The organism is Dickeya oryzae (genome assembly GCF_020406815.2).
Classification (GTDB): Bacteria; Pseudomonadota; Gammaproteobacteria; order Enterobacterales; family Enterobacteriaceae; genus Dickeya; species Dickeya oryzae.
This window is the reverse complement of sequence record NZ_CP162670.1, coordinates 268,401-290,072: the sequence shown is the minus strand read 5'-3', so window position 1 is coordinate 290,072 and position 21,672 is coordinate 268,401. Positions and strand designations below refer to the sequence as shown.

The window sequence follows — 21,672 nt, the reverse complement described above, 5'->3', positions numbered from 1 at the left end:
CCTGGCTTTCTCTCAGTGAAAGCGAATAAACCTGAATAGATACCCTCAGTAGGACAACACACTCACGTGTTGCACCGCGCAATGTGTTGCGTCCTTGCAGGGCAAGTAATACGGCCAACACTGCTATAACGTCAACACACCTATAACGTGAAGTATGACGGGTATCGATGCTGATAAATCTGGCTGCCACTGGCAGCATTAATAACACTCTGGAGACAATAATATGACTAGCATTTCTCAAACTGGAGCGTACGCCGCCACCCCCTCAATCGTAAGATCAAGCCCGAAAATCACGATCACCAAATCTGAAGAAACGGGTGGGTACCATGTCAATATAGATTCAAAACCAGACATCACGAATAACCAACCAGCCAGCGAGGAAGCCCTGCGTAAAGCTATGGCTTATTTCGACGCAAAAAAAGCAGGTATTGAGCCGCCTCAGTCTTCCCACGTGACCATTTCAGAAGACGGGCCCATCACGTTGGTGACCTACGGCGACCTGTTAAAAAAAGCAACCAGTACCGATAACCCCGTCACTACCACGGCGGGTCGCGTCGTTTATACGCCGGGCACCTCCAGCGATGGTATTACCATCCAGTCGACGCCGGTGACAACCAGCAGCGAAGCGGATACTCCGACAACGCAGCCATCGTAAGTCTTGTCATCAAAAATAAAGGCGAGCTCACTGGGCTCGCCTTTACCGACATGCGCCGGTCACTTTACCGGCGGCAAATCAAACAACAGGATTTCGCTGTCTTCGCTGGCACGCACCGTGATGGCGTCTTCATCCCAGATAGCCAGCGCATCGCTGGTGACCGCCTGCTGACCGTTGATCTCAATCGTGCCTCGCACCACCTGAATCCATAACACACGGCCCTGTTGAGTCTGATAGGACGACGCTTCCTGCGCCTTCAGCGCCCAGCGCCACAACGTCATGTCCTGAAATACTTTTAGCGATCCGTCGCGGGCATCCGGTGACAACACCAGTTGGCGGCCTTGCGGCGCATCGAAACGGCGCTGCTCATAACGCGGCGTCAGGCCGGTTTTTTCCGGGATCACCCAAATCTGGTACAAATGCAGCAGTTTGTCCTGGCTGGCGTTGTACTCGGAGTGGCGGATCCCGGTGCCAGCGCTCATTATTTGGAACTCTCCTGCCGGGATCTGTTCCTTATTGCCCATACTGTCCTGATGTTCCACGGTGCCTTCCAGCACATAGGTGAGAATTTCCATATCCCGGTGCGGGTGGGTTCCAAAACCCTGCCCACCTTCGATATAGTCTTCATTGATCACCCGCAGTGCGGAAAACCCCATAAAATCCGGATCGTAGTAATCGGCAAACGAAAACGTGTGCCAGCTATCCAGCCAGCCGTGGTTAGCATGGCCGCGATCTTGTGCTTTGCGTAAATAAATCATGTTGCGCTCCTCGAATGTTTTTTTCAGTCTAGCGACCAGCCGGGAATAAGAAAGCCTAAAAAACTCACCGCTCTATTCAAAAAATTTCCGGGAGAAATTTTTGATATCGCAATGCGATAGCCCATAGGATGGCGGCCAGGGATAGCAGCAACAGCGTTAACAGGAACAATATTTGGAAATTAGATTCCAAAAAATTCAGGATAAAAAAAAGCCAGCACCCGAGCTGGCTAAGTAATACTGGAAGCAATGTGAGCAATGTCGTGCCTTCACAGCAAAACCGCGATGAGTCACAGAGATGGATTCATTAGGCTTTCCCGGAACGCATGACAATAATAATCATTATCATTTGCATCTGTAAAGCGATTTTTTGTTCAATCTAAAGAAAATGTTCGCCGGGCAGCCTGTTCCGGCTGACGTGCCCGTTATTCCTGCCAGTATCCCAAAAAATTATTTTTCAGAATCAAGTGGTTGATGTCTAACCATTGAAAAAGGAAGGGAAATAGCGCGGTGTGCCCTCCCGGAGCAAATAACCGGGAAGGCGAGGTTCAACATGGGGGCTTTACGTGAGCAGGGCTTTACGCGGGCAGCGCTCTGGCCAGCAAGCTGAAGGGGTGTTCGCAGGCTTTACTGGTCGACATTTCAATCTGCCATTTGCAGGTCTCACAATCGGTAATTACCAGATCAGCACCACTGGCTTCGATCTGTCGGAACAACGGCGCGCCAATCCCCTGCGCGGTGTCATAGTTTTCCTTTTTAAAACCGTAAGTTCCGGCGATACCGCAGCACTGAGAATCCAGTACCTGCAACTCCAGACCCGGAATGCGTCGCAGTAATTCCAGGGTATACGCCGTCCACCCCATTCGTTCCAGATGACAGGGCGTGTGATACACCACCCGTAGCGGCAACGGTTGCAACGGCAATGTTCGACCTTGATCCAGCAAGCGATAAAGGTGGCGAGTCGCCAGCTCTATGCCATCACGCACGTGGTGGTTGTCCAGCCCCAACAGATGGGGGTATTCATCGCGTAGCGTAAAGGTACAACTGGACGATGTTGCAATAACCGGCAGACCGCGATTGTTGATAGCCTCATCCAGCGAAGCCAGATTGAAGTTCGCCTGCTTGCGGGCTTTATCGAGAAAACGGTTGGCGATAAGCGCCACACCGCAGCACTTCTCTTTGGTGAGCAACTGAACCCCGACGCCCATCGCGTTAAACACACGGATCAGGTCACGGCCCAGTTGTGGATGATTGTAGTTAACGTAGCACCCGTGGAAATAAGCCACTTGATCGGCAAACTGCAACTGCTGTGCCGCCTGCCGACGGTACCAACTGCGGAAAGTACCGTGGGAATAGCGCGGCAACTGGCGGCGATGGTCAATTTTCAGTGCTTTATCCAGCAACTGACGCATGGGTTTCAGCCCGGTCAGCGTATTCACCAGTGGCGCAAACGGCGTCGCGACAGACCCCATCAAATCCGTGTGGCTGAGGATAGCGTCACGCAATGTCGGACGATGCTGGCTATGGCTGGCTTTGGCACGCTGGATGATGTCGCCAATTTTGACATCCGATGGGCACGCCACCTCGCAGCGTTTGCAGTTGGTGCAATACTTCAACGCCTCGTCAAATAATGCCGGGTCTTTACGCCGTAACCGCTCACCATCTGGCCCAGCTTGTTTTGGCCCTGGGTAGAACGGATTGACGCGTGCGACCGGGCAGGCAGTAGTACAAACGGTACATTTGATGCAATTCTCAAAACTGGTGTCAGACCGGCTCATCATCGGTTCCCCCTTATGATCATCTCAGCGGCGTATAGCGCGCTCAGCAGTGAAACCCCGCCGCCACACCCCTGCCGTAACGGGTCATACCCCCGCAATACCGAGCCAATCGCATACAAGCGGTGTTGGGTGTGGCCGTCGATAGACGGGTGTAACTGCTCGTCCGCGATGACCCCAAATTGCAGATAAGGCTGAGCAGCAAACAGGTTGGACTGACTCCAGTCCTCGTGGGTCGGCAGGAAATCGACATCCAGGCCAAACACCGGCTCCACCACCCGATCGCGTTCCGCCACCAGACCGTTGCTGAAAAAACTCCCGCTTGCCAGTACCACGTGCTCGGCACGCAGCGGCACTTCGCCGTGGCTGCGGGTATACAAGGCGACCCCCGCTTCGCGCGCTTGCGCTGACAACACTTTATCTCCCGGCATCAGCGTCCCGCCGGTCTGGCGAAAACGCCCCAGCAGCGCCTGATGCAAGCGCATGCCCGGCAACGAAGGAGGCAACGTCGCCAGCAGCCCGACCGGTTTACCCAATGCAGCATTCAATTGCCCCTGGGCTTCCAGCCCCAGACAGGCAGGCAATATAACGGCATCATTGCCGCTCGCCCGCGTCATCAGCTCTTCCGCCAACGCCGCGATACCAGCCGGGGTATCCAGCACACGAGCGATAGCCAGTGAACGGAACTCACTGGCGTTCTGCCGCTGCGCATCCAGCAGCGGTAAGCGCAGATCATCGGCGCGTGCCGCAATCCCCTGTGCCTGCAATTCTCCGGCGACCAGTCGGGACTGAAAATCCATAAACCCTTCAATGCCAGCAACCAACGGCTGCCGCCACGCGGGTGACCCCGACAAGCCACGCGTAACGCTATCTGACGGGCTTAACCAGCAGGGGTGCCATTTGCCCAACGGGGTCAGGCGCTGGTGGTTGCTGCCACTATCGCCGCGCAACCACAAACCACAGCGCGCCAGCAAGGCTTCGGCATCCACCGCCAGCTGGCTGACTCGTGCTTTGCCCATCAGGGTATAAGGGTGGTAGGGTGCCTGCGCGGCCAGTTCATCCAGCGCGGTCAGCGGCTGCTCGACCGCAGTGCCGTCCGGCAATGTCGCCAGCAGATCCAGTGCGCCGGAGGCGAAGGTCAACGCACTCTGCCCGACGCTGACCACAGCGCAGCGTTTACCCTGCTCTTGCAGGCGAATGCCGCAGGTTAACCCCGCCAGCCCACCGCCAATGATCACTACGTCATAATGCATCGCCGTTCTCCTGCTCCGGGCGTTCGGTCAGTCCGCACAAGCCCTGATAAATCCAACTGGTAAATTCGCTTTCCCGCAACGTGTTTCCCCAGGCGATGGGCCGCATGCCTTTCCAGCGCTCGTTAAGGAACTGGCTCAATTGCGACACCGCCTGTTGCGGTGTGGATTGCCCCAATCGGCACAACAGGCCTGCGGCGCGGCAGGCGCATAATTCCCCCTGACAGGTCCCCATGCCGACACGGGTACGTCGGCGCAGGTCAGTAAGGTTGTTCACCTGCAGCGACTCAACCGCGTAACGCACCTCGCCTGCCGTCACGGCTTCACATTCACACACCAGACTGCTGTCCACCCGGTGACCGGAAACCAGCGGCGCGGCACGATGCCCGTGACGGTAAATCGCCGAACCACGCAGCGGTGCTGAAAGCGACGAAGCTGCCTGCGGTCTGTCAGGTTCCGTGGTTTCCGACCCCGGCAACGGGCGAGACGCCGTCGTACATTCGGCGCGGTGACCAAGCTTTTCGCAGACTTTGTTGGTTACCCATTCCGCCATCAGCCGGTAGGTCATCAGCTTGCCGCCAGTAATGGTCACAAAGCCTTCCAGTCCGTCACGGCTGGCATGGTCCAGCAACACGATGCCGCGACTGACACTACGCCCGGAGGGGTCGTTATCACTCGCCACCAGCGGTCGCACCCCAGCGTAAGCACGTAAAATACGGGTCTGAGCCAATTGCGGTGCCAGCATGCTGCCTTCGCGAATTAGCGTATCCACTTCCTCCGGCGTCACCGTCATGTGGTCAATCTGGTCGTAGTCGATGCGGGTCGAGGTGGTACCAATCAGCGAGATAGTATCGCCAGGTACCAGAATGTCGGCGTCAGCCGGTGGGCGGCAGCGGTTAATCACCCGGTTATTGATGCGGTGCCCCAAAATCAGCAACGCGCCTTTGGCGGGGAACATACGCACATTCAGGTCGGCATATTCGGCGATACGTTGCCCCCAGATGCCGCCCGCATTCACCACCACTTGTGCATAAATTTCACTGGCCACCTGACGTTTATGGTCGAAAACGCGCACGCCAACGACACGTTCGCCCTGACGGAGTAACCCAATGACCTCGTGGTAAGTCAGCACTTCCGCACCGTGTTCACAGGCATCGATCATATTGGCGGCGGTTAACCGGAAGGGATCAACTGTACCGTCCGGCACGCGCACAGCTCCGATCAACGCCGGATTCGCAGCGGGCTCCAGCCGCAAAGCTTCCTGCGGGTCGATGGCCTGCGCCCTGATACCCGCGCGCTGACAAGCGGCGATAAACCGGGTTTGATAGTCGATATCATCCTGCGGCAAGGTCAGAAACAGCCCATCGGTCGGCTCGATACAGTGACGGGCGATGCGCCGCAGAATCTGGTTTTCCTCAATACATTCACGGGCAGACTCCGCATCGGTAACTGCATAGCGCGCACCGCTGTGTAGCAATCCATGATTGCGACCAGTGGCACCGGTAGCGATGTCATGCCGTTCCAGCAACAGGCAGCGCAACCCGCGCAACGCGCAGTCGCGGGCTGTTCCCGCCCCCGTGGCGCCGCCGCCGATAATCACTACATCCGTTTCTCGCCGCAAACCGTTGTTTGCCATTGCCGTTTTACCTCAGTCCGGATCATGCCTGTCTGTAGTGGGACATAAATCAACGCCACAATGATTGATAAAGAACAAAAACACTCAAAAAACGAAAATAAAATCTAGAGAAAACGGCAGATATGTGATTCAAATCACCCGAAAATGGAAAATCATTATTTCATTTGTGTTACTTAAAGCTCAAAATAGCGCCCGACGTCATAAAAGTGTAACAATTGCGTACTGACTCACATTGACGATGGCGCGCATTCGCTACGCTGACGAGCGTTATAGAAAATAACTATCGGGGATCGTTTATTTATGCTGAGTATTTTCAAGCCTGCGGCACATCGCCCGCGCGTGGCGGAACATCAGGTAGACCCACTCTACCGCCGGTTACGCTGGCAGATTTTTCTGGGGATCTTTTTTGGCTACGCCGCCTACTATCTGGTCAGAAAGAACTTCGCGCTGGCGATGCCCTATCTGGTCGAACAGGGTTTTTCCAAAGGTGATCTCGGGTTTGCCTTGTCCGGTATTTCCATCGCCTACGGGTTTTCCAAATTTATCATGGGGTCGGTATCAGACCGCTCCAATCCGCGAGTCTTTCTACCTGCCGGTTTGATTCTGGCTGCCGCAGTCATGCTGTTTATGGGCTTCGTGCCGTGGGCGACATCCAGCATCATGGTGATGTTTGTGCTGTTGTTCGTCTGTGGGTGGTTCCAGGGCATGGGCTGGCCGCCGTGTGGCCGTACTATGGTGCACTGGTGGTCACAGAAAGAGCGTGGCGGCATCGTGTCTATCTGGAACTGCGCCCATAACGTGGGTGGCGGCATTCCACCGTTACTGTTCCTGCTGGGGATGGCCTGGTTCAACGACTGGAAAGCCGCACTCTATATGCCGGCCTTCGCCGCCATTCTGGTCGCGCTGTTCGCTTTCGCCATGATGCGTGACACCCCGCAATCCTGCGGTCTGCCGCCGATCGAAGAATACAAAAACGATTACCCGGTAGATTACAGTGAGAAAGATGAACAGGAACTGACCGCGAAAGAAATCTTCATGCAGTATGTGTTCCCCAACAAACTGTTGTGGTACATCGCTTTCGCCAACGTGTTCGTCTACCTGCTGCGTTACGGCATTCTCGATTGGTCGCCAACCTACCTTAAAGAAGTGAAGCACTTCGCGCTGGATAAATCGTCCATCGCTTACTTCCTGTACGAATACGCCGGTATTCCAGGCACCTTGTTGTGCGGCTGGATGTCCGACAAAGTGTTCAAAGGTAACCGTGGCGCGACCGGGGTGTTCTTCATGACACTGGTGACCATCGCCACCGTGGTGTACTGGCTGAACCCGGCCGGCAACCCCAACGTGGATATGATCTGCATGATCGTCATCGGCTTCCTGATTTACGGCCCGGTTATGCTGATTGGCCTGCACGCGCTGGAACTGGCACCGAAGAAAGCCGCCGGTACCGCTGCGGGCTTCACCGGCCTGTTCGGTTATCTGGGCGGTTCGGTCGCTGCCAGCGCCATCGTCGGCTACACCGTCGATTTCTTCGGCTGGAACGGCGGCTTCCTGGTCATGATCGGCGGTAGTGTGCTGGCGGTATTGCTGCTGGTGCTGACTATGATCAACGAGACCAAACACAAAGCAGAACTGGCGAAACGCGCCTGATTCTGTCATCACGCCATGGTTTACTCACTGAAACCTCATTGACGGTGAAACCATGAGCCTTCCCCCCACCGGGTCGAACTGGCCCGGTGGGGGGTTATCAACACGCATTCATATGAAACAACCTGCTCATGTGAAACGCAGCAATACACACAGCCTATCTTTCTTCCACTGAAAAAGGACGCTGACATGATTCCTCTGTTCAAACCGTTATTGGCCGGTGTCGCGCTGGCGATATCCCTCGGCGCACTGGCGCAAACCGGCGATAAAATCGTGATTGCTCACCGGGGGGCCAGCGGTTACCTGCCGGAACACACCTTGCCCGCCAAAGCGATGGCGTATGCACAAGGTGCGGACTATCTGGAGCAGGATCTGGTGATGACCAAAGATAATGCGCTGGTGGTGTTGCACGATCACTACCTTGACCGGGTGACCGACGTAGCCAGTCGCTTCCCCGACCGGGCTCGCGCCGACGGCCGCTACTACGCCATCGATTTTACGCTGGCAGAAATACGCTCACTTAAATTCACCGAAGGGTTTGACCTGAAAGACGGCAAACCGGTGCAGAGCTACCCCAACCGCTTCCCAATGGGTAAATCGGATTTTCGTGTTCACACCTTTCAGGACGAAATCGAGTTTATTCAGGGGCTGAATCACTCGACCGGCAAAAACATCGGGATTTATCCAGAGATCAAAGCACCGTGGTTTCACCGTCAGGAAGGGAAGGATATTTCACGCGCAGTGCTGGAGGTGCTGAAGCAGTACGGCTACACCCAAAAAAGCGATCGGGTTTATCTGCAATGCTTTGACGCCAACGAGCTACAGCGCATCAAAACGGAACTGGAGCCCGCGCTGGGGATGAACCTGAAGCTGGTGCAACTGATCGCCGAAACCCGCTGGCAGGAAACCCAACAGCAACAACCGGACGGGCGCTGGGTCAACTATGACTACGACTGGATGCTCAAGCCGGGTGCCATGCAAAAAATCGCTCGTTATGCCGATGGCGTTGGTCCCGACTATCACATGTTGCTAAGCGGCGACACAGGCAAGGTCGCTATCAGCCCGCTGGTAAAAGAGGCGCACGCCAGCGGCATGGTGGTACATCCTTACACCGTGCGCGCCGACCGGCTGCCGAAATACGCAAGCGACGTCAACGCACTCTACGCCCTGCTTTACCGGCAAGCCGATGTCGACGGCCTGTTCACCGACTTCCCGGACAAGGCCGTCGCGTTCTTGCATAACGAGCAACCGGTGATTCAGGCCCCATCACCGAGATAAAGACGACGCAGATACCGAGGCACCGCCTGTTCGATGTTGGTGCCGATCACTTCGTTATCCGGCAGCATGTCTTTTAGTCGCTGGTGGGCATTGTTCATGATGCAGCCCTTGCCCGCCATCGACAACATTTCATAATCGTTCATGCCATCACCGAAGGCGATACAGTCCTTGATGGTGTGACCGAGAATTTTAGCGACCTGTTCCAGCGCATGGCCTTTGGAAACGCCGCCCGCCATCACTTCCAGACAGCTCAGGGTGGAGAAACTGACATTCACCCGATCACCCCAGCGAGCGTTAAGCGCTTCTTCCAGCGGCAGCAGTTTGTCGTGATCCTCACAGGTGAAGAACACCTTGCCGACACCGTCCGTACCCAGTGTATCCGGGTCGAACAGTTTGTAGCGGAACACCGTCTCGGTAAAAAAGCGCTCTTCCTCAGGACGAGAGCGGCACAGGAACCACTCATCATCGCGATAAACATGCGTCATGATTTCCGGGTGGTGATACACCATGCCATACAGCTCCTGGGCGATGTCGCGGTCCAGATTATGGCTGAAAATCAGCTCACCGTCGGTGTTATGTACCCGAGCGCCATTCGACGTAATCATGTAAGCGCTAATCGCCAGATTATCGCGAAGCTGCGCCACATCCATATGGTGGCGACCGGTGGCAAACACAAAATGAATCCCCTGTTCCGTCATCAGACGCAGGGTTTCCTTGGCATAGGGTGACAGGGTGTGATCGGGTGACAGCAGTGTGCCATCCAGATCGGAAGCAACAATCGGGTACATACGTTGAAATTCAACCTCCGCTGGTGCCGGGCGGCCGGGCCGCACAGACGTATTAATCATAATCGCTGAAATGTTGCAGAATCTGCCCGAAGGCATCGGCCCGCATCGCATCCTTTTCTGACAGAATGTCGTGACGGGCACCGCGAACGACGTAAGGACGGCCTCCCACACACGGGTGACCGGCTGCCGCCAGTGCCTGACAAAAGGCGTCCTGGCTGCGGTTATCCACCACCTGCTCCTCTTGCGCCTGCAACAGCAGTAACGGTGTGGTGATGGCGGGTGCTTGTTGCAGTAACTGTTCTTCTACCAGTAACGCTTCCCGTACCCAATGATAGGTCGGGCCGCCGATGCGTAAATCCGGGTCATCGGCATAAAAACGGACATGACGGCGGTAGCGCTCACGGCTGTGCGTTAGCTCGTTGGCCATAAACGGCAACGGCCGCCACGGACGGGTACCAATCGCATAGTAGTCCCTGATCCCCGGGCGACGTTCAGCCCACTCCAGAATGCGCCAGGCAAGCCAGCGCGGCATCGGCAACAGGATGCCGCACATCGGCGCGCACAACGCCGCCGCATCAAACGCCTGTGGCTGACGCGCCAGAAACTGCGCCAGAATCGCGCCACCCATTGAATGGGCCAGCGCAAACCGCCGGGTATACGGCCCCGGCGCGACCTGTTGCTGCCACAGCGTCGCTACGTCGTCCACATAATCGCTAAAGCGGTTAACATGCCCACGATGGCCGTCTCTTAGCAACCGACCGGAACGCCCCTGACCACGGTGGTCCATCATCAGAACGTCATAGCCGCACTGGAACAGGTCATAGGCCACCTCGGCGTATTTTACATAGCTGTCGGTACGGCCGGGCAATACCACCACCAAATGGCGATGCAACGATGAGGTAAAACGCACGAAACGTACAGGCACGTCATCCACCCCGATGAACATACCCTCCTGACGCTGTCGCCAGAAATCCAGCAAGGGACCAGTAACAAATGCGGCGTACTGCCACTCTCTGGTCAGCAGGCATTCCGGATACGGATTCATCAGGCTCTCCCGAGGTCAATCATGCCGAGCAGTGTGATTTTTGTGAGCGGTAGCACAAAGACAGGCGTTAGCGTATTGTGGCATAAAAAACCGCAATCAGGGAGCATTCACCCATGACCCAAGACTGGTGGCTAACCTACCTTCTCACCACGCTTATTTTAAGTCTGTCGCCCGGTTCCGGCGCTATCAACACCATGAGCACCAGCATCAGCCACGGCTACCGGGGCGCGGTTGCCTCTATCGCCGGGCTGCAACTGGGTCTGACTATTCACATCGTGCTGGTGGGGATTGGTCTTGGGGCGCTGTTATCGCAGTCGGTACTGGCATTTGATGCCCTGAAATGGCTCGGTGCCGCTTACCTGATCTGGCTGGGTATTCAACAATGGCGTAGCGCCGGGTCACTGGATTTGCAGACGCTGGCGAACAGTATGCCGCGCCGCCGACTGTTTAAACGGGCGATCCTGGTCAACCTGACCAACCCGAAAAGCATCGTGTTTCTGGCAGCACTGTTCCCCCAGTTTATTATTCCGCACCAGCCCCAGGCGATGCAGTATCTGGTGCTGGGCGTCACCACCGTGGTCGTGGATGTGGTCGTGATGATTGGTTATGCCACACTGGCGCGACGCATCGCACGGTGGCTGAAAGGCCCGCGCCAGCTCAAGCAGCTCAACCGCACCTTTGGCTCACTGTTCATTCTGGTCGGCGCGCTGCTGGCTACAGCGCGTAAAGCCTGAATCCCGTATTACCGACTCGCCGCGCATGCTGCGGCGAGTGTCTCCCCGTAAGTGTGCATCAACGCGAAATAATCAGATGGATACCAAAGCCGGTAAACAGCGCGCCCGCCAGACCATCCACCCATTTCGCCAGCCGCTGATAACCACGACGCATGACTGGCAAGGCAAACACCAGCGCTACCACGCTAAACCACAGCAAGGTTTCCAGTGAGATGAGCGTGAACAGGCCCCAGCGTGCCGCCGCCCCCACGTCATCACCGACAAACAGCGAAAACACACTACCGAAATAAATCAGCGCTTTAGGGTTAGACAAGTTGGTTAACAGCCCGCGCATAAAGGTCTTACCCCGCTGCGGCAATACCACCTCAACAGAGCCATCCTCCTGATGAGCACGCTTACGCAACGCCGAGCGCAGCAGTTGCCAGCCCATCCAGCACAGATACAAACCGCCGCCGACGGTGACAATGCGGTGCAGCCACGCCATGCGCTCGAGTAACAGGTGCAACCCCAGCAAGGCGATAGCGGCCCACACCAGTACGCCCAGTGTAATCCCCAACACCCCCATCAGCGCTTCGCGACGAGAACGACTAATCGCCGTCTGGGAAACAAAAAAGAAATCCGGCCCTGGGCTCATCAGTGCAATCAAATGCACCAACGCCACGGTAAGAAACAGTATCAACATATTTATTCCTTTTTTTACGAGTCAGAAAGGGCTATGGCCCCGACTAACAGACTAAGCACGCTTCAGTCGTCGCCGCTATCGAGATGATCACGAATCAACGTCATAAAGGGGACGCCAAATCGCTCCAGTTTCCGCTGACCGACGCCATTGACCGCCAGCAACTCACTGGCGGTCACCGGCAACAGTTCAGCCATTTCCAACAGCGTGGCATCACTAAACACCACGTATGGCGGAATATTGTCTTCGTCCGCAATGGATTTACGCAATTTACGCAGCTTGGCGAACAGCTTACGGTCGTAATTGCCGCCGTAGCTCTTCTGACTGGCACGCGGCTTACTCAAACTGGCCACACGCGGTACCGCCAGTTGCAACGGCACTTCGCCGCGCAGTACCGGCCGCGCCGACTCGGTCAGTTGCAGTGCGGAATGATGGGCAATGTTTTGCGCCAGCAGGCCCAGATGAATCAACTGACGCAAAATACTGACCCACTGCTCCTGAGTTTTGTCCTTACCCAGGCCGTACACCGGCAATTTGTCGTGACCGAATTCGCGGATGCGCTGATTATTGGCACCACGCAGCACTTCAGCGATGTAGCCAATCCCAAACCGTTGCCCCACGCGGTAAACACAGGACAAGGCTTTCTGCGCGTCCACCAGTCCGTCATAACGCCGTGGCGGATCAAGGCAAATATCGCAGTTACCGCACGGCTGCTGGCGGTTTTCGCCAAAGTAATTGAGCAGCACCAGACGACGGCAGGTTTGCGCTTCGGCAAACGCGCCCATCGCATTCAGCTTGTGCCGTTCAATATCCAGTTGCATCCCCGCCGGTTTCTCTTCCAGACAACGACGCAACCAGGCCATATCCGCCGGATCATAAAACAGCGCCGCTTCGGCGGGCAACCCATCGCGCCCCGCACGGCCGGTTTCCTGATAATAGGATTCGATATTACGTGGGATATCAAAATGCACCACAAAACGGACGTTCGGTTTATTGATCCCCATCCCGAACGCAACGGTCGCCACCACCACCTGCAGGTCGTCGCGCAAAAACGCCTCCTGCACTTGTGCGCGGCGCTCGTTCTCCAGCCCGGCGTGGTAGGCTCCAACACTCAGCCCACGGTTTTGCAACCGGGCGCACAGGTCTTCGACTTTCGCCCGACTGTTGCAATACACGATGCCGCTCTTACCACGCTGCCCATGTATAAATAGCCACAGTTGATCGAGCGGTTTGAATTTTTCCACCAGCGTGTAACGGATATTGGGGCGGTCAAAACTGCTGATATTGACCAGCGGGTCGCGTAAATCCAGCAACCGCGCGATATCCTGACGGGTGGTGTCGTCAGCAGTCGCGGTCAGCGCCACAATCGGCAGAGTAGGACACTGCTGCTTAATCTGCCCCAGTGCGCGGTATTCGGGGCGGAAATCGTGCCCCCACTGGGAAATACAGTGCGCTTCGTCAATGGCGATAAGCGACGTATTCCAGTGCGCCAGTTGCTCCAGAAAACCGTCGGTCGAGAGGCGTTCCGGCGCAATGTACAACAGCTTCAGCTCACCACAACGACAGGCGTTAAACACCGCCTGTTGCTGTTCACGACTCTGGGTCGAATTGAGGCACGCCGCCGCCACACCGTAGGCCTGCAATTGATCGACCTGATCTTTCATCAGGGAAATCAACGGCGATACCACCAGCGTCAGCCCATCCAGCACCAGCGCCGGGATCTGATAACACAGGGATTTCCCACCGCCGGTCGGCATGATCACCAGGCAATCGCGCCCGTTGATGGCGGCATTGATAATGTCCTGCTGGCCCGGCCGGAATTGCTGGTAGCCGAAGGTTTCGCGCAGTACCTGCATCACCAGCATTTCTTTACTCAATACGTCCGCATTCAATACGTCTGCCGTAGACACGCCTTCACCGTTATTCACTGCCTTGAAAAAAGTTAGTCACTGCTTTGGGAAAAACACAGGCTGGAAAACAAGCCGGGAAAAACAAACCGCCGCTATTTTCAGCGCCACCCGCTAAAACTGCAATGTTTGTTGCCGGGTTTTCTGTAACGGCCCGCAGCGATACCCGTAAGCAGAACGCAATGACTACAGCATGTCATTGAGCGTCACACCAATGCCGTAGCGGGTCTGGCGGTGGTTGTAATCGATCAGCGACTCGCCGTAACCACTGAATACCTTGGTATAAAAACGCACATGGTCGGTGATCGGATAACTCCAGCCTATCTCGCCGCTGCCGTAACCGCTGTTCCAGTTATAACGCCCTTCGGCACTAAAAACGCTATCACCCCAACGATAACCGACACGCACCCGGTAATGGCCCATGTAGCGGATAATGTCCGGGTTATCATCTTCACTGTCGTGCAAGCGAATCCAGGGTTTCACGTCAACCTGCCAGTTGCCGTTTTGCGCCATCAGGCGGGCATAGACCCGGTTCCAGCTCCGCGAGGTCGGGTCGGCACGTCCATTCGACTGATGATTAAATCCCCATTCCACATCGCGCAGCGTCCAGCCGGCAAAGCGATAATCGGTCGCCCAGCCAAGAAACAATTGCGGTTCGTAGTTGGTTTCACGAAACGGAGAAGACTCACTTTTATTGGACATCTGCCACCAGGAACGCTGGGTATAGGATGCGCCCAACAGTGAGTTATCACCGGCGATGCCGCGCCACAGCGGAAAACCCAGGCTTATCTGAAAGTTCACTTCATCTTTGCGGGCATGATCAGCCCAGCTGTAACTCTCAATCGCCTGCTTATTGATATCGCTGGTGTAGGTATAAAGCAGGTAGTTGCTTTCATACGGGTAGAGAATAAACGGCGTATCATGCTGTTGCAGCAGACCAGCGATAATACTGCCCGGTACGGCTGGTGCATCATGAATTTCCTGAACGTGAGCCTCTTGCGCCTGCGCCGTCGCCGCCAGCATCAGCGCAATCGCTACCCCGCCTGATTTATACATGTACGTCATCTCCCAAAGGATCGTGATAGATAAGTGGCCCCAATAACGAACTGAAGTCGCGGCGGATAGTGTACACAGCGCATCCGGTTTACGCAGTTATCCTGTTCTTATCACTACCACCAGTAGCAAGAAACTATAACGCCGCCTAAAATAACAACTCATTAACCAATAAAAACATAAAAATTAACTACCCTACCGGCGTTATTATTATTAAGGACTCGCACATGCCTACTACACCGCTCACTCAGGATAGGATACGTCAGCGTGTCAGCGATATTTTTATCTATCAGATGCCGTTCAATCAGGAACTGGGCCTCACGCTGGATGCCTTTTCACCGGACTCGGTAACACTGCGTTTTAACCATCAGAACAAGCTGGTGGGTAACGCGTTGCAGCAGATCCTGCACGGTGGCGTGATCGCCGCCGGTCTGGATGTGGCGGCAGGGTTGGTGTGCGTGGGCAGCGCGTTATTGCGCCACGACACCCTGAGCGAACAGGAGTTACAGCATCGGCTCTCACGCATGGGCACCATCGACCTGCGGGTGGATTACCTGCGGCCTGGTCGCGGCGAACACTTTACCCTGACCAGTCATTTGCTACGTGGCGGAAATAAAATCGCCGTCGCGCGGGCCGAGCTGCACAATGAAAAACACTCGCATATCGCCAGTGCCATCGCCACCTATATCGTTGGCTAACACGCACCGTGGCAGAGGACTTATCAGCGATCGGTAACAAGACACCCGCGTTGTGCTCCGGTACACTGGATTTTTCATTCGCGGGTGACTGGTTTCTTATCAATGAGCATGCCACAACACCGCCAGGGGGTTCTGTTCGCCCTTGGTGCCTATATCCTCTGGGGGATTGCCCCAATTTATTTCAAACAAATCAGGCAAGTACCGGCTAATGAAATTCTGGGCCACCGGATTATCTGGTCATTCTTTTTCATGCTGTTGCTGCTGACCCTGTGCCGTAACTGGGGGGCGGTGCGTAATGCCTGCCGTCAGCCGCGCCAGCTATTGCTGCTGGCGATTACCGCCATACTGGTCGCCTGTAACTGGCTGACGTATATCTGGGCAGTCAACCATAACCACATGCTGGAAGCGAGTTTGGGCTATTTCATCAACCCGTTGGTCAGCGTGCTACTGGGAATGCTATTTCTTGGCGAGCGCTTTCGTCCGACACAATGGCTGGCGATGCTGCTGGCGGTGTGTGGCGTACTGGTACAGTTGTGGGTGCTCGGCTCACTGCCGGTGATTGCGCTCACCCTGGCCTTCAGCTTCGGCGTTTACGGCTTGTTGCGTAAAAAGATCGCCATCGACGGCCAGACCGGGATGCTGTTTGAAACGCTGTGGCTGTTGCCTGCGGCACTGGTTTATCTGGAATGGCTGGCCGATTCACCCACCAGCCAATTCAGTCAAAACCCGTTATCGCTCAATCTGCTGTTGATGGCGTCAGGCGTGGTGACTACGGTGCCGCTGCTGCTGTTTACCGCCGCCGCCGTACGCTTGCGGTTGTCTACACTGGGCTTTTTTCAGTATCTGGCACCGACGCTGACCTTCCTGCTGGCGATACTGGTCTACGGTGAAACCATCACACCAGACAGGCTGGTCACCTTTTCGTTCATCTGGCTGGCACTCGGCGTGTTTACGCTCGATGCGCTCTATACGCAGCGGCGGTTACGCCGCACCAGCCACCGCGTGACGCGAGATGTAACGCGATAAGATCGGGCTGAAAATCAGGGTAGTGAACAGGCGCATCGTCTGCAGCGCCATCACAAATGCGATATCCACCCGGCTACCGGCGGCAATAATGGCGATAGAATCCAGCCCGCCGGGGCTGGTTGCCAGATAGGCGGTCAGCATATCCACCGATAGCAGATGCATCAGCATCAACGCCATCCCACCACACAGCAGCATGAGCGTAATAATCGAAAGCATCATTTTTGGCAGCGTACGCAGCGCCAGCAAAAACACCGGCCGGGTAAATGACAGCCCAACACTCCAGCCAATCAAGGCATAAGCCACCGCCAGTAACCATTCCGGTGTTTGCAATGTCATGATGCCGGAAGAATGTAATAGTGACCCGACGATCATGGGCACCAACAGTTGGCCGGAAGGAATACGCAACAATCGACCCACCCAGGCACAACTAAACGCCATCGCCAGCGTACCGGGGAAGCGCCAGTCCAGCGTGGGGAACCAAACCAGTAACGCATTATTGGCTTCGGCACCCGGCCCGAGACTGGCTCGCGCCACAAACGCCGCCGACGCAGTCACCATCAATACCCGCAGGTACTGCATGAACGCCACCAGACGAACATCCGCGCCAAAATCACTCGCCATAGCCACCATGGCTGATGCACCACCCGGTGATGCCCCCCAGGTGCCGGTCGTTCCCGGCAGTTCGCTGTAACGCATCAACAGCCAACCGGACAAGCCGCTGGCAATCAGTGTCGATAACAGAATGAAGACCACCAACGGCCACTCTTTCATCAGTGGCGTCAGGATAGACAGGGAGAGACTTTGCGCGACCAGACAGCCCAGCACGGCATTACTGGCATAAAAGAACGTACGGGGAATACGAATGGCCGCACCGTTCAGGCCCATGACCACACCGACCAGCATCGGCCCGAGCAACAGTGCCGCCGGAACATGATAAAACTGTAAACCAAATCCCAACACCAACGATACTGCCAGCAGCATGAACCATTGTGTCGATGCGGAAAACTTCTCCATGCACAGTACCTGTTACAGCATCAAAACAAGAGCGGTTATTTTACCCTGCCAGCCCAATTGACGGGCATCTATCGGTGCTAAATCTGTCCGTTATCAATAATTATCAATGATAAGCGTAGCAGAGACTCGTCAGCCTTGCGGTCAACGAGTCATCTGTCGGGAGAAAAGGGGGGAGGCGTTAGAGCCAGTTACGGCGTTTGAAGTACAGGTAAGGAGCCAGACCGGCCAGCAGCATCAGCACCAGTGCGCCGGGATAGCCGTAGGCCCACTTCAGTTCCGGCATGAATTCGAAGTTCATCCCATAGCTGGATGCCACCAGTGTTGGCGGCAGGAACACCACCGATACCACCGAGAAGATTTTGATGATGCGGTTTTGTTCGATGTTGATAAACCCCATCGCGGCCTGCATCAGGAAGTTGACCTTCTGAAACAGCGATTCGTTATGCGGCAACAGCGACTCGATATCTCGCAGAATTTCGCGCGCCTGCTCTAATTGACCACTTGGCAGGCGGGCACGACGCACCAAAAAGTTCAGCGCCCGCTGGGTATCCATCAGACACAGGCGCACTTTCCAGCCCACATCCTCCAGCTCCGCCAGCGTCGACAGCGCGTCGTCATATTCATCACCCTGGCGGCCATCCATGATCACCCGGCTCAGAGATTCCAGGTCGCTGTAGATATTTTCAATTTCATCCGCCAGCTGTTCTATCTTGGTTTCAAACAGGTCGAGCAGCAGTTCGTACGCATTGCCATCGACCAGTGTTTGCGCGCGGGCGCGCATGCGGTAAAGACGGAAAGCAGGCAACTCGCGCTCACGCAACGTATACAGGCGGCCATCACGAATAGTAAACGCCACCGTGGAGTTACCGGCGTGATCGTCCGTGTCTTCAAAAAAGAAAAAGGAGTGAATATGCAGCCCATCCTCATCTTCGAAAAAACGGGCTGATGCTTCGATGTCTTCCAGTTCCGGTCGGGTCGCCAGGCTTTGTCCCAGCTGACTCTGCACGCACTCTCGCTCTTCGGCATCCGGCTCGACCAAATCCACCCATAACGAGGTAGTCAGGTCGTCACTTTCATCCAGTTCCAGGCGAGTTAAACGGCAGTTATCGAGTTTAAATGCGCTCAGCATAAGCCATGCTCCCAAAATGTAACAAAGAGGGACAAAACGCGATTGAAACACAGAAACTGGGTGGGAAACGTCACCATCAGGTTTCAGGCCGTGAGACGGTGCTGACTCGATGCGACAAACGGTGTCGCTGATAACCTTAAAGGCTATCAGCACAGGGAAGATAGCCTTAGAAGTTATACCTAATCAGTAGGTTATTGAGCCAGTATCGACTGGGTGTGTCCAAGGCGTGGGTCCTCCGGGAATAATGATGGGCGCATGTTACGCTGAGATGAAAAAGACTGTCAACAGACAATCAGATGATTAGTCTGTGTCCACCCGTCACATCCGATGAGCACAGACTGAACACCATACGCCCTCATCCCTCGACGACGCTATACCGCCTCCAGACGGGCATAAGCAGCCACCAGCCACTTGATACCCTGACCCACAAAAGCGACCTGGATACGACAATGCTCACCGCTGCCTTCTACGTTAACAATGGTGCCTTCGCCGAACTTGGCGTGGCGCACGCGCTGCCCCAGCTTATAGCCGGTGTCGCTCTGGCTGATTGGCGTCCCCAGGCGCTGATGATTGACCGGACGCGAGACACTGGCGCGCAGCCGTACCTCTTCCACACATTCAGGCGGCAACTCGCCAATAAAGCGTGACGGACGGTGGTAGGTCTCCTTACCGTATAACCGGCGGCTTTCGGCGTAAGTCAGCGTCAGTTTCTGCATGGCCCGCGTCACGCCGACATACGCCAGCCGACGCTCTTCTTCCAGACGACCGCCTTCGTCCAGCGACATCTGGCTGGGGAACATCCCCTCTTCCATACCGACGACAAACACCTGCGGGAACTCCAGCCCTTTGGCGGAGTGCAGTGTCATCAATTGCACCGCGTCCTGATAGGCATCCGCCTGCCCCTCGCCAGCTTCCAGCGCCGCGTGAGACAAAAACGCCTGTAGTGGCAGCAAATCCTGATCTTCATCCTGATAGCTGAATTGCCGGGTCGCCGTCACCAGTTCTTCCAGGTTCTCTACCCTCGCCTGGCCTTTTTCGCCTTTCTCCTGCTCGTACATGCTCCACAAGCCGGAATCGCGAATCACCCGGTCGGTCTGCACATGCAAGGGTAAGTCAGCGGTATCGCTGGCAAGCGCATCCACCAGTTCCAGAAAACGCTGTAATGCTGCCGCCGCACGCCCGGCTAGCACCTTTTCCTGTAGCAACGCACGCGTGGCCTGCCACAGTGTCAACTGACGGTCGCGGGCGGTCTGTCGCACCACATCCAGGGTGCGATCGCCGATACCGCGCGTCGGGGTGTTGACCACACGCTCAAAAGCGGCGTCATCGTTGCGATTGGTCATCAAGCGCAAATAAGACAACGCGTCTTTGATTTCCTGTCGTTCGAAGAAGCGCATACCGCCATAAATCCGGTACGGCAGGCTTTGCTGCAACAACGCCTCCTCCAGTACACGGGATTGGGCGTTGCTGCGATACAAAATAGCGCATTCGCTGAGCGCACCGCCCGCTTCCTGCCACACCTTGATGCGGCTGACCACAAACCGTGCTTCATCCAGTTCGTTAAAGGCGCAGTAGAGCGAAATCGGCTCGCCTTCAATACCGTCAGTCCACAGGTTTTTACCCAGTCGATCGCCGTTGTGGGCAATCAACGCGTTGGCAGCGTTAAGAATATTGGCGGTGGAACGGTAATTCTGCTCCAGACGGATAGTCGCCACGTCGTTGAAGTCACGCAGGAAATGCTGGATGTTCTCCACCTGCGCCCCACGCCAGCCGTAGATTGACTGGTCGTCGTCGCCGACAATCATCACTTTGGCGCTATCGCCAGCCAACAGGCGGATCCAGGCATACTGGATGCGGTTGGTATCCTGAAACTCATCCACCAGAATGTTGTTAAAGCGATCGCGATAATGCTGAAGAATATGCGGTTTGTTGAGCCACAACTCATGGGCACGCAACAGCAGTTCGGCAAAATCCACCAACCCTGCGCGATCACAGGCTTCCTGATAAGCCTGATAGATGCGCAACCAGGTCTGCTCCACCGGATTGCCGTAGCTATCGATATGCTGTGGCCGCAGGCCTTCGTCTTTTTTGCCGTTGATGTACCACATCGCCTGACGGGGCGGCCATTGTTTCTCGTCCAGATTCAACGCTTTAATCAGTCGTTTGAGCAACCGCAGTTGATCTTCGCTGTCCAGAATCTGGAAATCCTGCGGTAACCCGGCATCCAGATGGTGCGCACGCAGTAAGCGATGTGCCAGACCGTGGAAAGTACCGATCCACATTCCCCCCTGGCTGGTGCCGAGCAGTTGATCGATACGGTGGCGCATTTCCGCCGCCGCCTTGTTGGTAAAGGTCACCGCCATGATCGAATACGGCGAGCAGTTTTCCACCGTCAGCAACCAGGCGATACGGTGCACCAGTACGCGGGTTTTGCCACTGCCTGCGCCAGCCAGTACCAGCATATTGCTGCGCGGCGCCGCCACGGCGTCACGCTGTTTATCATTCAGACTGTCGAGCAGGTCAGAAACGTCCATAGGCGTCGGTTATCCGTCAAAAGGGAACCCGGCCTCCGGATCGGAGACAAATTCCACTGATTATATATA

18 protein-coding genes are annotated in these 21,672 nt (G+C 55.8%); 6 read left to right on the top strand and 12 right to left on the bottom strand.

What is annotated here, in order from left to right:
• Window positions 1-223: 223 nt before the first annotated feature.
• A complete protein-coding gene (locus LF929_RS01330; protein ID WP_226092815.1) occupies window positions 224-655 on the top strand; it encodes a mucin protein in 432 nt (143 codons plus the stop codon).
• A gap of 59 nt (window positions 656-714) precedes the next feature.
• Here LF929_RS01330 and LF929_RS01325 read toward each other — a convergent pair whose 3' ends face one another.
• From LF929_RS01325 to glpA, 4 genes are all read right to left on the bottom strand, one after another.
• Complete coding sequence (locus tag LF929_RS01325) at window positions 715-1,413, bottom strand: pirin family protein (protein WP_038909227.1); 699 nt, start codon at window positions 1,411-1,413, stop codon at window positions 715-717.
• Between the two features lie 575 nt (window positions 1,414-1,988).
• Window positions 1,989-3,191 carry an anaerobic glycerol-3-phosphate dehydrogenase subunit GlpC gene (gene glpC, locus LF929_RS01320; RefSeq protein WP_038905901.1) on the bottom strand — a complete coding sequence of 401 codons (1,203 nt, stop codon included), beginning with the start codon at window positions 3,189-3,191 and terminating at the stop codon, window positions 1,989-1,991.
• Window positions 3,188-4,438, bottom strand: a complete 1,251-nt coding sequence (gene glpB, locus LF929_RS01315; protein ID WP_226092816.1) for a glycerol-3-phosphate dehydrogenase subunit GlpB — start codon at window positions 4,436-4,438, stop codon at window positions 3,188-3,190. The genes glpC and glpB overlap by 4 nt, the downstream gene beginning before the upstream one ends.
• On the bottom strand, window positions 4,428-6,071 hold the full coding sequence (gene glpA, locus LF929_RS01310) for an anaerobic glycerol-3-phosphate dehydrogenase subunit A (RefSeq protein WP_226092817.1): 1,644 nt from the start codon (window positions 6,069-6,071) through the stop codon (window positions 4,428-4,430). Before glpA ends, glpB begins: the two co-directional genes overlap by 11 nt.
• Before the next feature lie 300 nt (window positions 6,072-6,371).
• Between glpA and glpT the strand changes: the two genes are divergently transcribed.
• Window positions 6,372-7,721 carry a glycerol-3-phosphate transporter gene (gene glpT, locus LF929_RS01305; protein ID WP_038909231.1) on the top strand — a complete coding sequence of 450 codons (1,350 nt, stop codon included), beginning with the start codon at window positions 6,372-6,374 and terminating at the stop codon, window positions 7,719-7,721.
• A 186-nt stretch (window positions 7,722-7,907) separates the two neighbouring features.
• Entirely contained in the window at window positions 7,908-8,996 is a 1,089-nt protein-coding gene (gene glpQ / locus LF929_RS01300) for a glycerophosphodiester phosphodiesterase (RefSeq protein WP_226092818.1), read from the top strand.
• On the opposite strand, the gene yigL is transcribed toward glpQ, so the two are convergent.
• On the bottom strand, window positions 8,975-9,784 hold the full coding sequence (yigL, locus tag LF929_RS01295; RefSeq protein WP_038906482.1) for a sugar/pyridoxal phosphate phosphatase YigL: 810 nt from the start codon (window positions 9,782-9,784) through the stop codon (window positions 8,975-8,977). The genes glpQ and yigL overlap by 22 nt on opposite strands.
• 52 nt (window positions 9,785-9,836) lie before the next feature.
• Window positions 9,837-10,829: a lysophospholipase L2 gene (pldB, locus tag LF929_RS01290; RefSeq protein WP_210175191.1), complete on the bottom strand. Its 993-nt coding sequence runs from the start codon at window positions 10,827-10,829 to the stop codon at window positions 9,837-9,839.
• Window positions 10,830-10,942: 113 nt separating this feature from the next.
• On the opposite strand from pldB, the gene rhtB reads away from it, so the two are divergent.
• Entirely contained in the window at window positions 10,943-11,563 is a 621-nt protein-coding gene (gene rhtB, locus LF929_RS01285) for a homoserine/homoserine lactone efflux protein (protein WP_038905907.1), read from the top strand.
• A 58-nt stretch (window positions 11,564-11,621) separates the two neighbouring features.
• On the opposite strand, the gene rhtC is transcribed toward rhtB, so the two are convergent.
• The 3 genes from rhtC to pldA form a co-directional block, all read right to left on the bottom strand.
• Entirely contained in the window at window positions 11,622-12,245 is a 624-nt protein-coding gene (gene rhtC, locus LF929_RS01280; RefSeq protein ID WP_226092819.1) for a threonine export protein RhtC, read from the bottom strand.
• A gap of 62 nt (window positions 12,246-12,307) precedes the next feature.
• On the bottom strand, window positions 12,308-14,152 hold the full coding sequence (recQ, locus tag LF929_RS01275; RefSeq protein ID WP_226092820.1) for an ATP-dependent DNA helicase RecQ: 1,845 nt from the start codon (window positions 14,150-14,152) through the stop codon (window positions 12,308-12,310).
• 183 nt (window positions 14,153-14,335) lie between these two features.
• Window positions 14,336-15,205 (bottom strand): phospholipase A, encoded by an 870-nt coding sequence (gene pldA / locus LF929_RS01270; protein WP_038905909.1) that lies wholly within the window; start codon window positions 15,203-15,205, stop codon window positions 14,336-14,338.
• Window positions 15,206-15,429: 224 nt separating this feature from the next.
• On the opposite strand from pldA, the gene LF929_RS01265 reads away from it, so the two are divergent.
• Together LF929_RS01265 and rarD are read left to right on the top strand one after the other, a co-directional pair.
• Window positions 15,430-15,900: a thioesterase family protein gene (locus LF929_RS01265; protein WP_023640956.1), complete on the top strand. Its 471-nt coding sequence runs from the start codon at window positions 15,430-15,432 to the stop codon at window positions 15,898-15,900.
• A 102-nt stretch (window positions 15,901-16,002) separates the two neighbouring features.
• Window positions 16,003-16,926 carry an EamA family transporter RarD gene (gene rarD / locus LF929_RS01260; protein WP_226092821.1) on the top strand — a complete coding sequence of 308 codons (924 nt, stop codon included), beginning with the start codon at window positions 16,003-16,005 and terminating at the stop codon, window positions 16,924-16,926.
• Here rarD and LF929_RS01255 read toward each other — a convergent pair.
• From LF929_RS01255 to uvrD, 3 genes are all read right to left on the bottom strand, one after another.
• Window positions 16,882-17,940: an AbrB family transcriptional regulator gene (locus LF929_RS01255; protein ID WP_038905911.1), complete on the bottom strand. Its 1,059-nt coding sequence runs from the start codon at window positions 17,938-17,940 to the stop codon at window positions 16,882-16,884. The two genes, rarD and LF929_RS01255, sit on opposite strands and share 45 nt — an antisense overlap.
• 178 nt (window positions 17,941-18,118) lie before the next feature.
• Window positions 18,119-19,069 carry a magnesium/cobalt transporter CorA gene (gene corA / locus LF929_RS01250; protein ID WP_038905912.1) on the bottom strand — a complete coding sequence of 317 codons (951 nt, stop codon included), beginning with the start codon at window positions 19,067-19,069 and terminating at the stop codon, window positions 18,119-18,121.
• Between the two features lie 371 nt (window positions 19,070-19,440).
• A complete protein-coding gene (gene uvrD / locus LF929_RS01245; RefSeq protein WP_038905913.1) occupies window positions 19,441-21,603 on the bottom strand; it encodes a DNA helicase II in 2,163 nt (720 codons plus the stop codon).
• Between the last annotated feature and the right edge of the window lie 69 nt (window positions 21,604-21,672).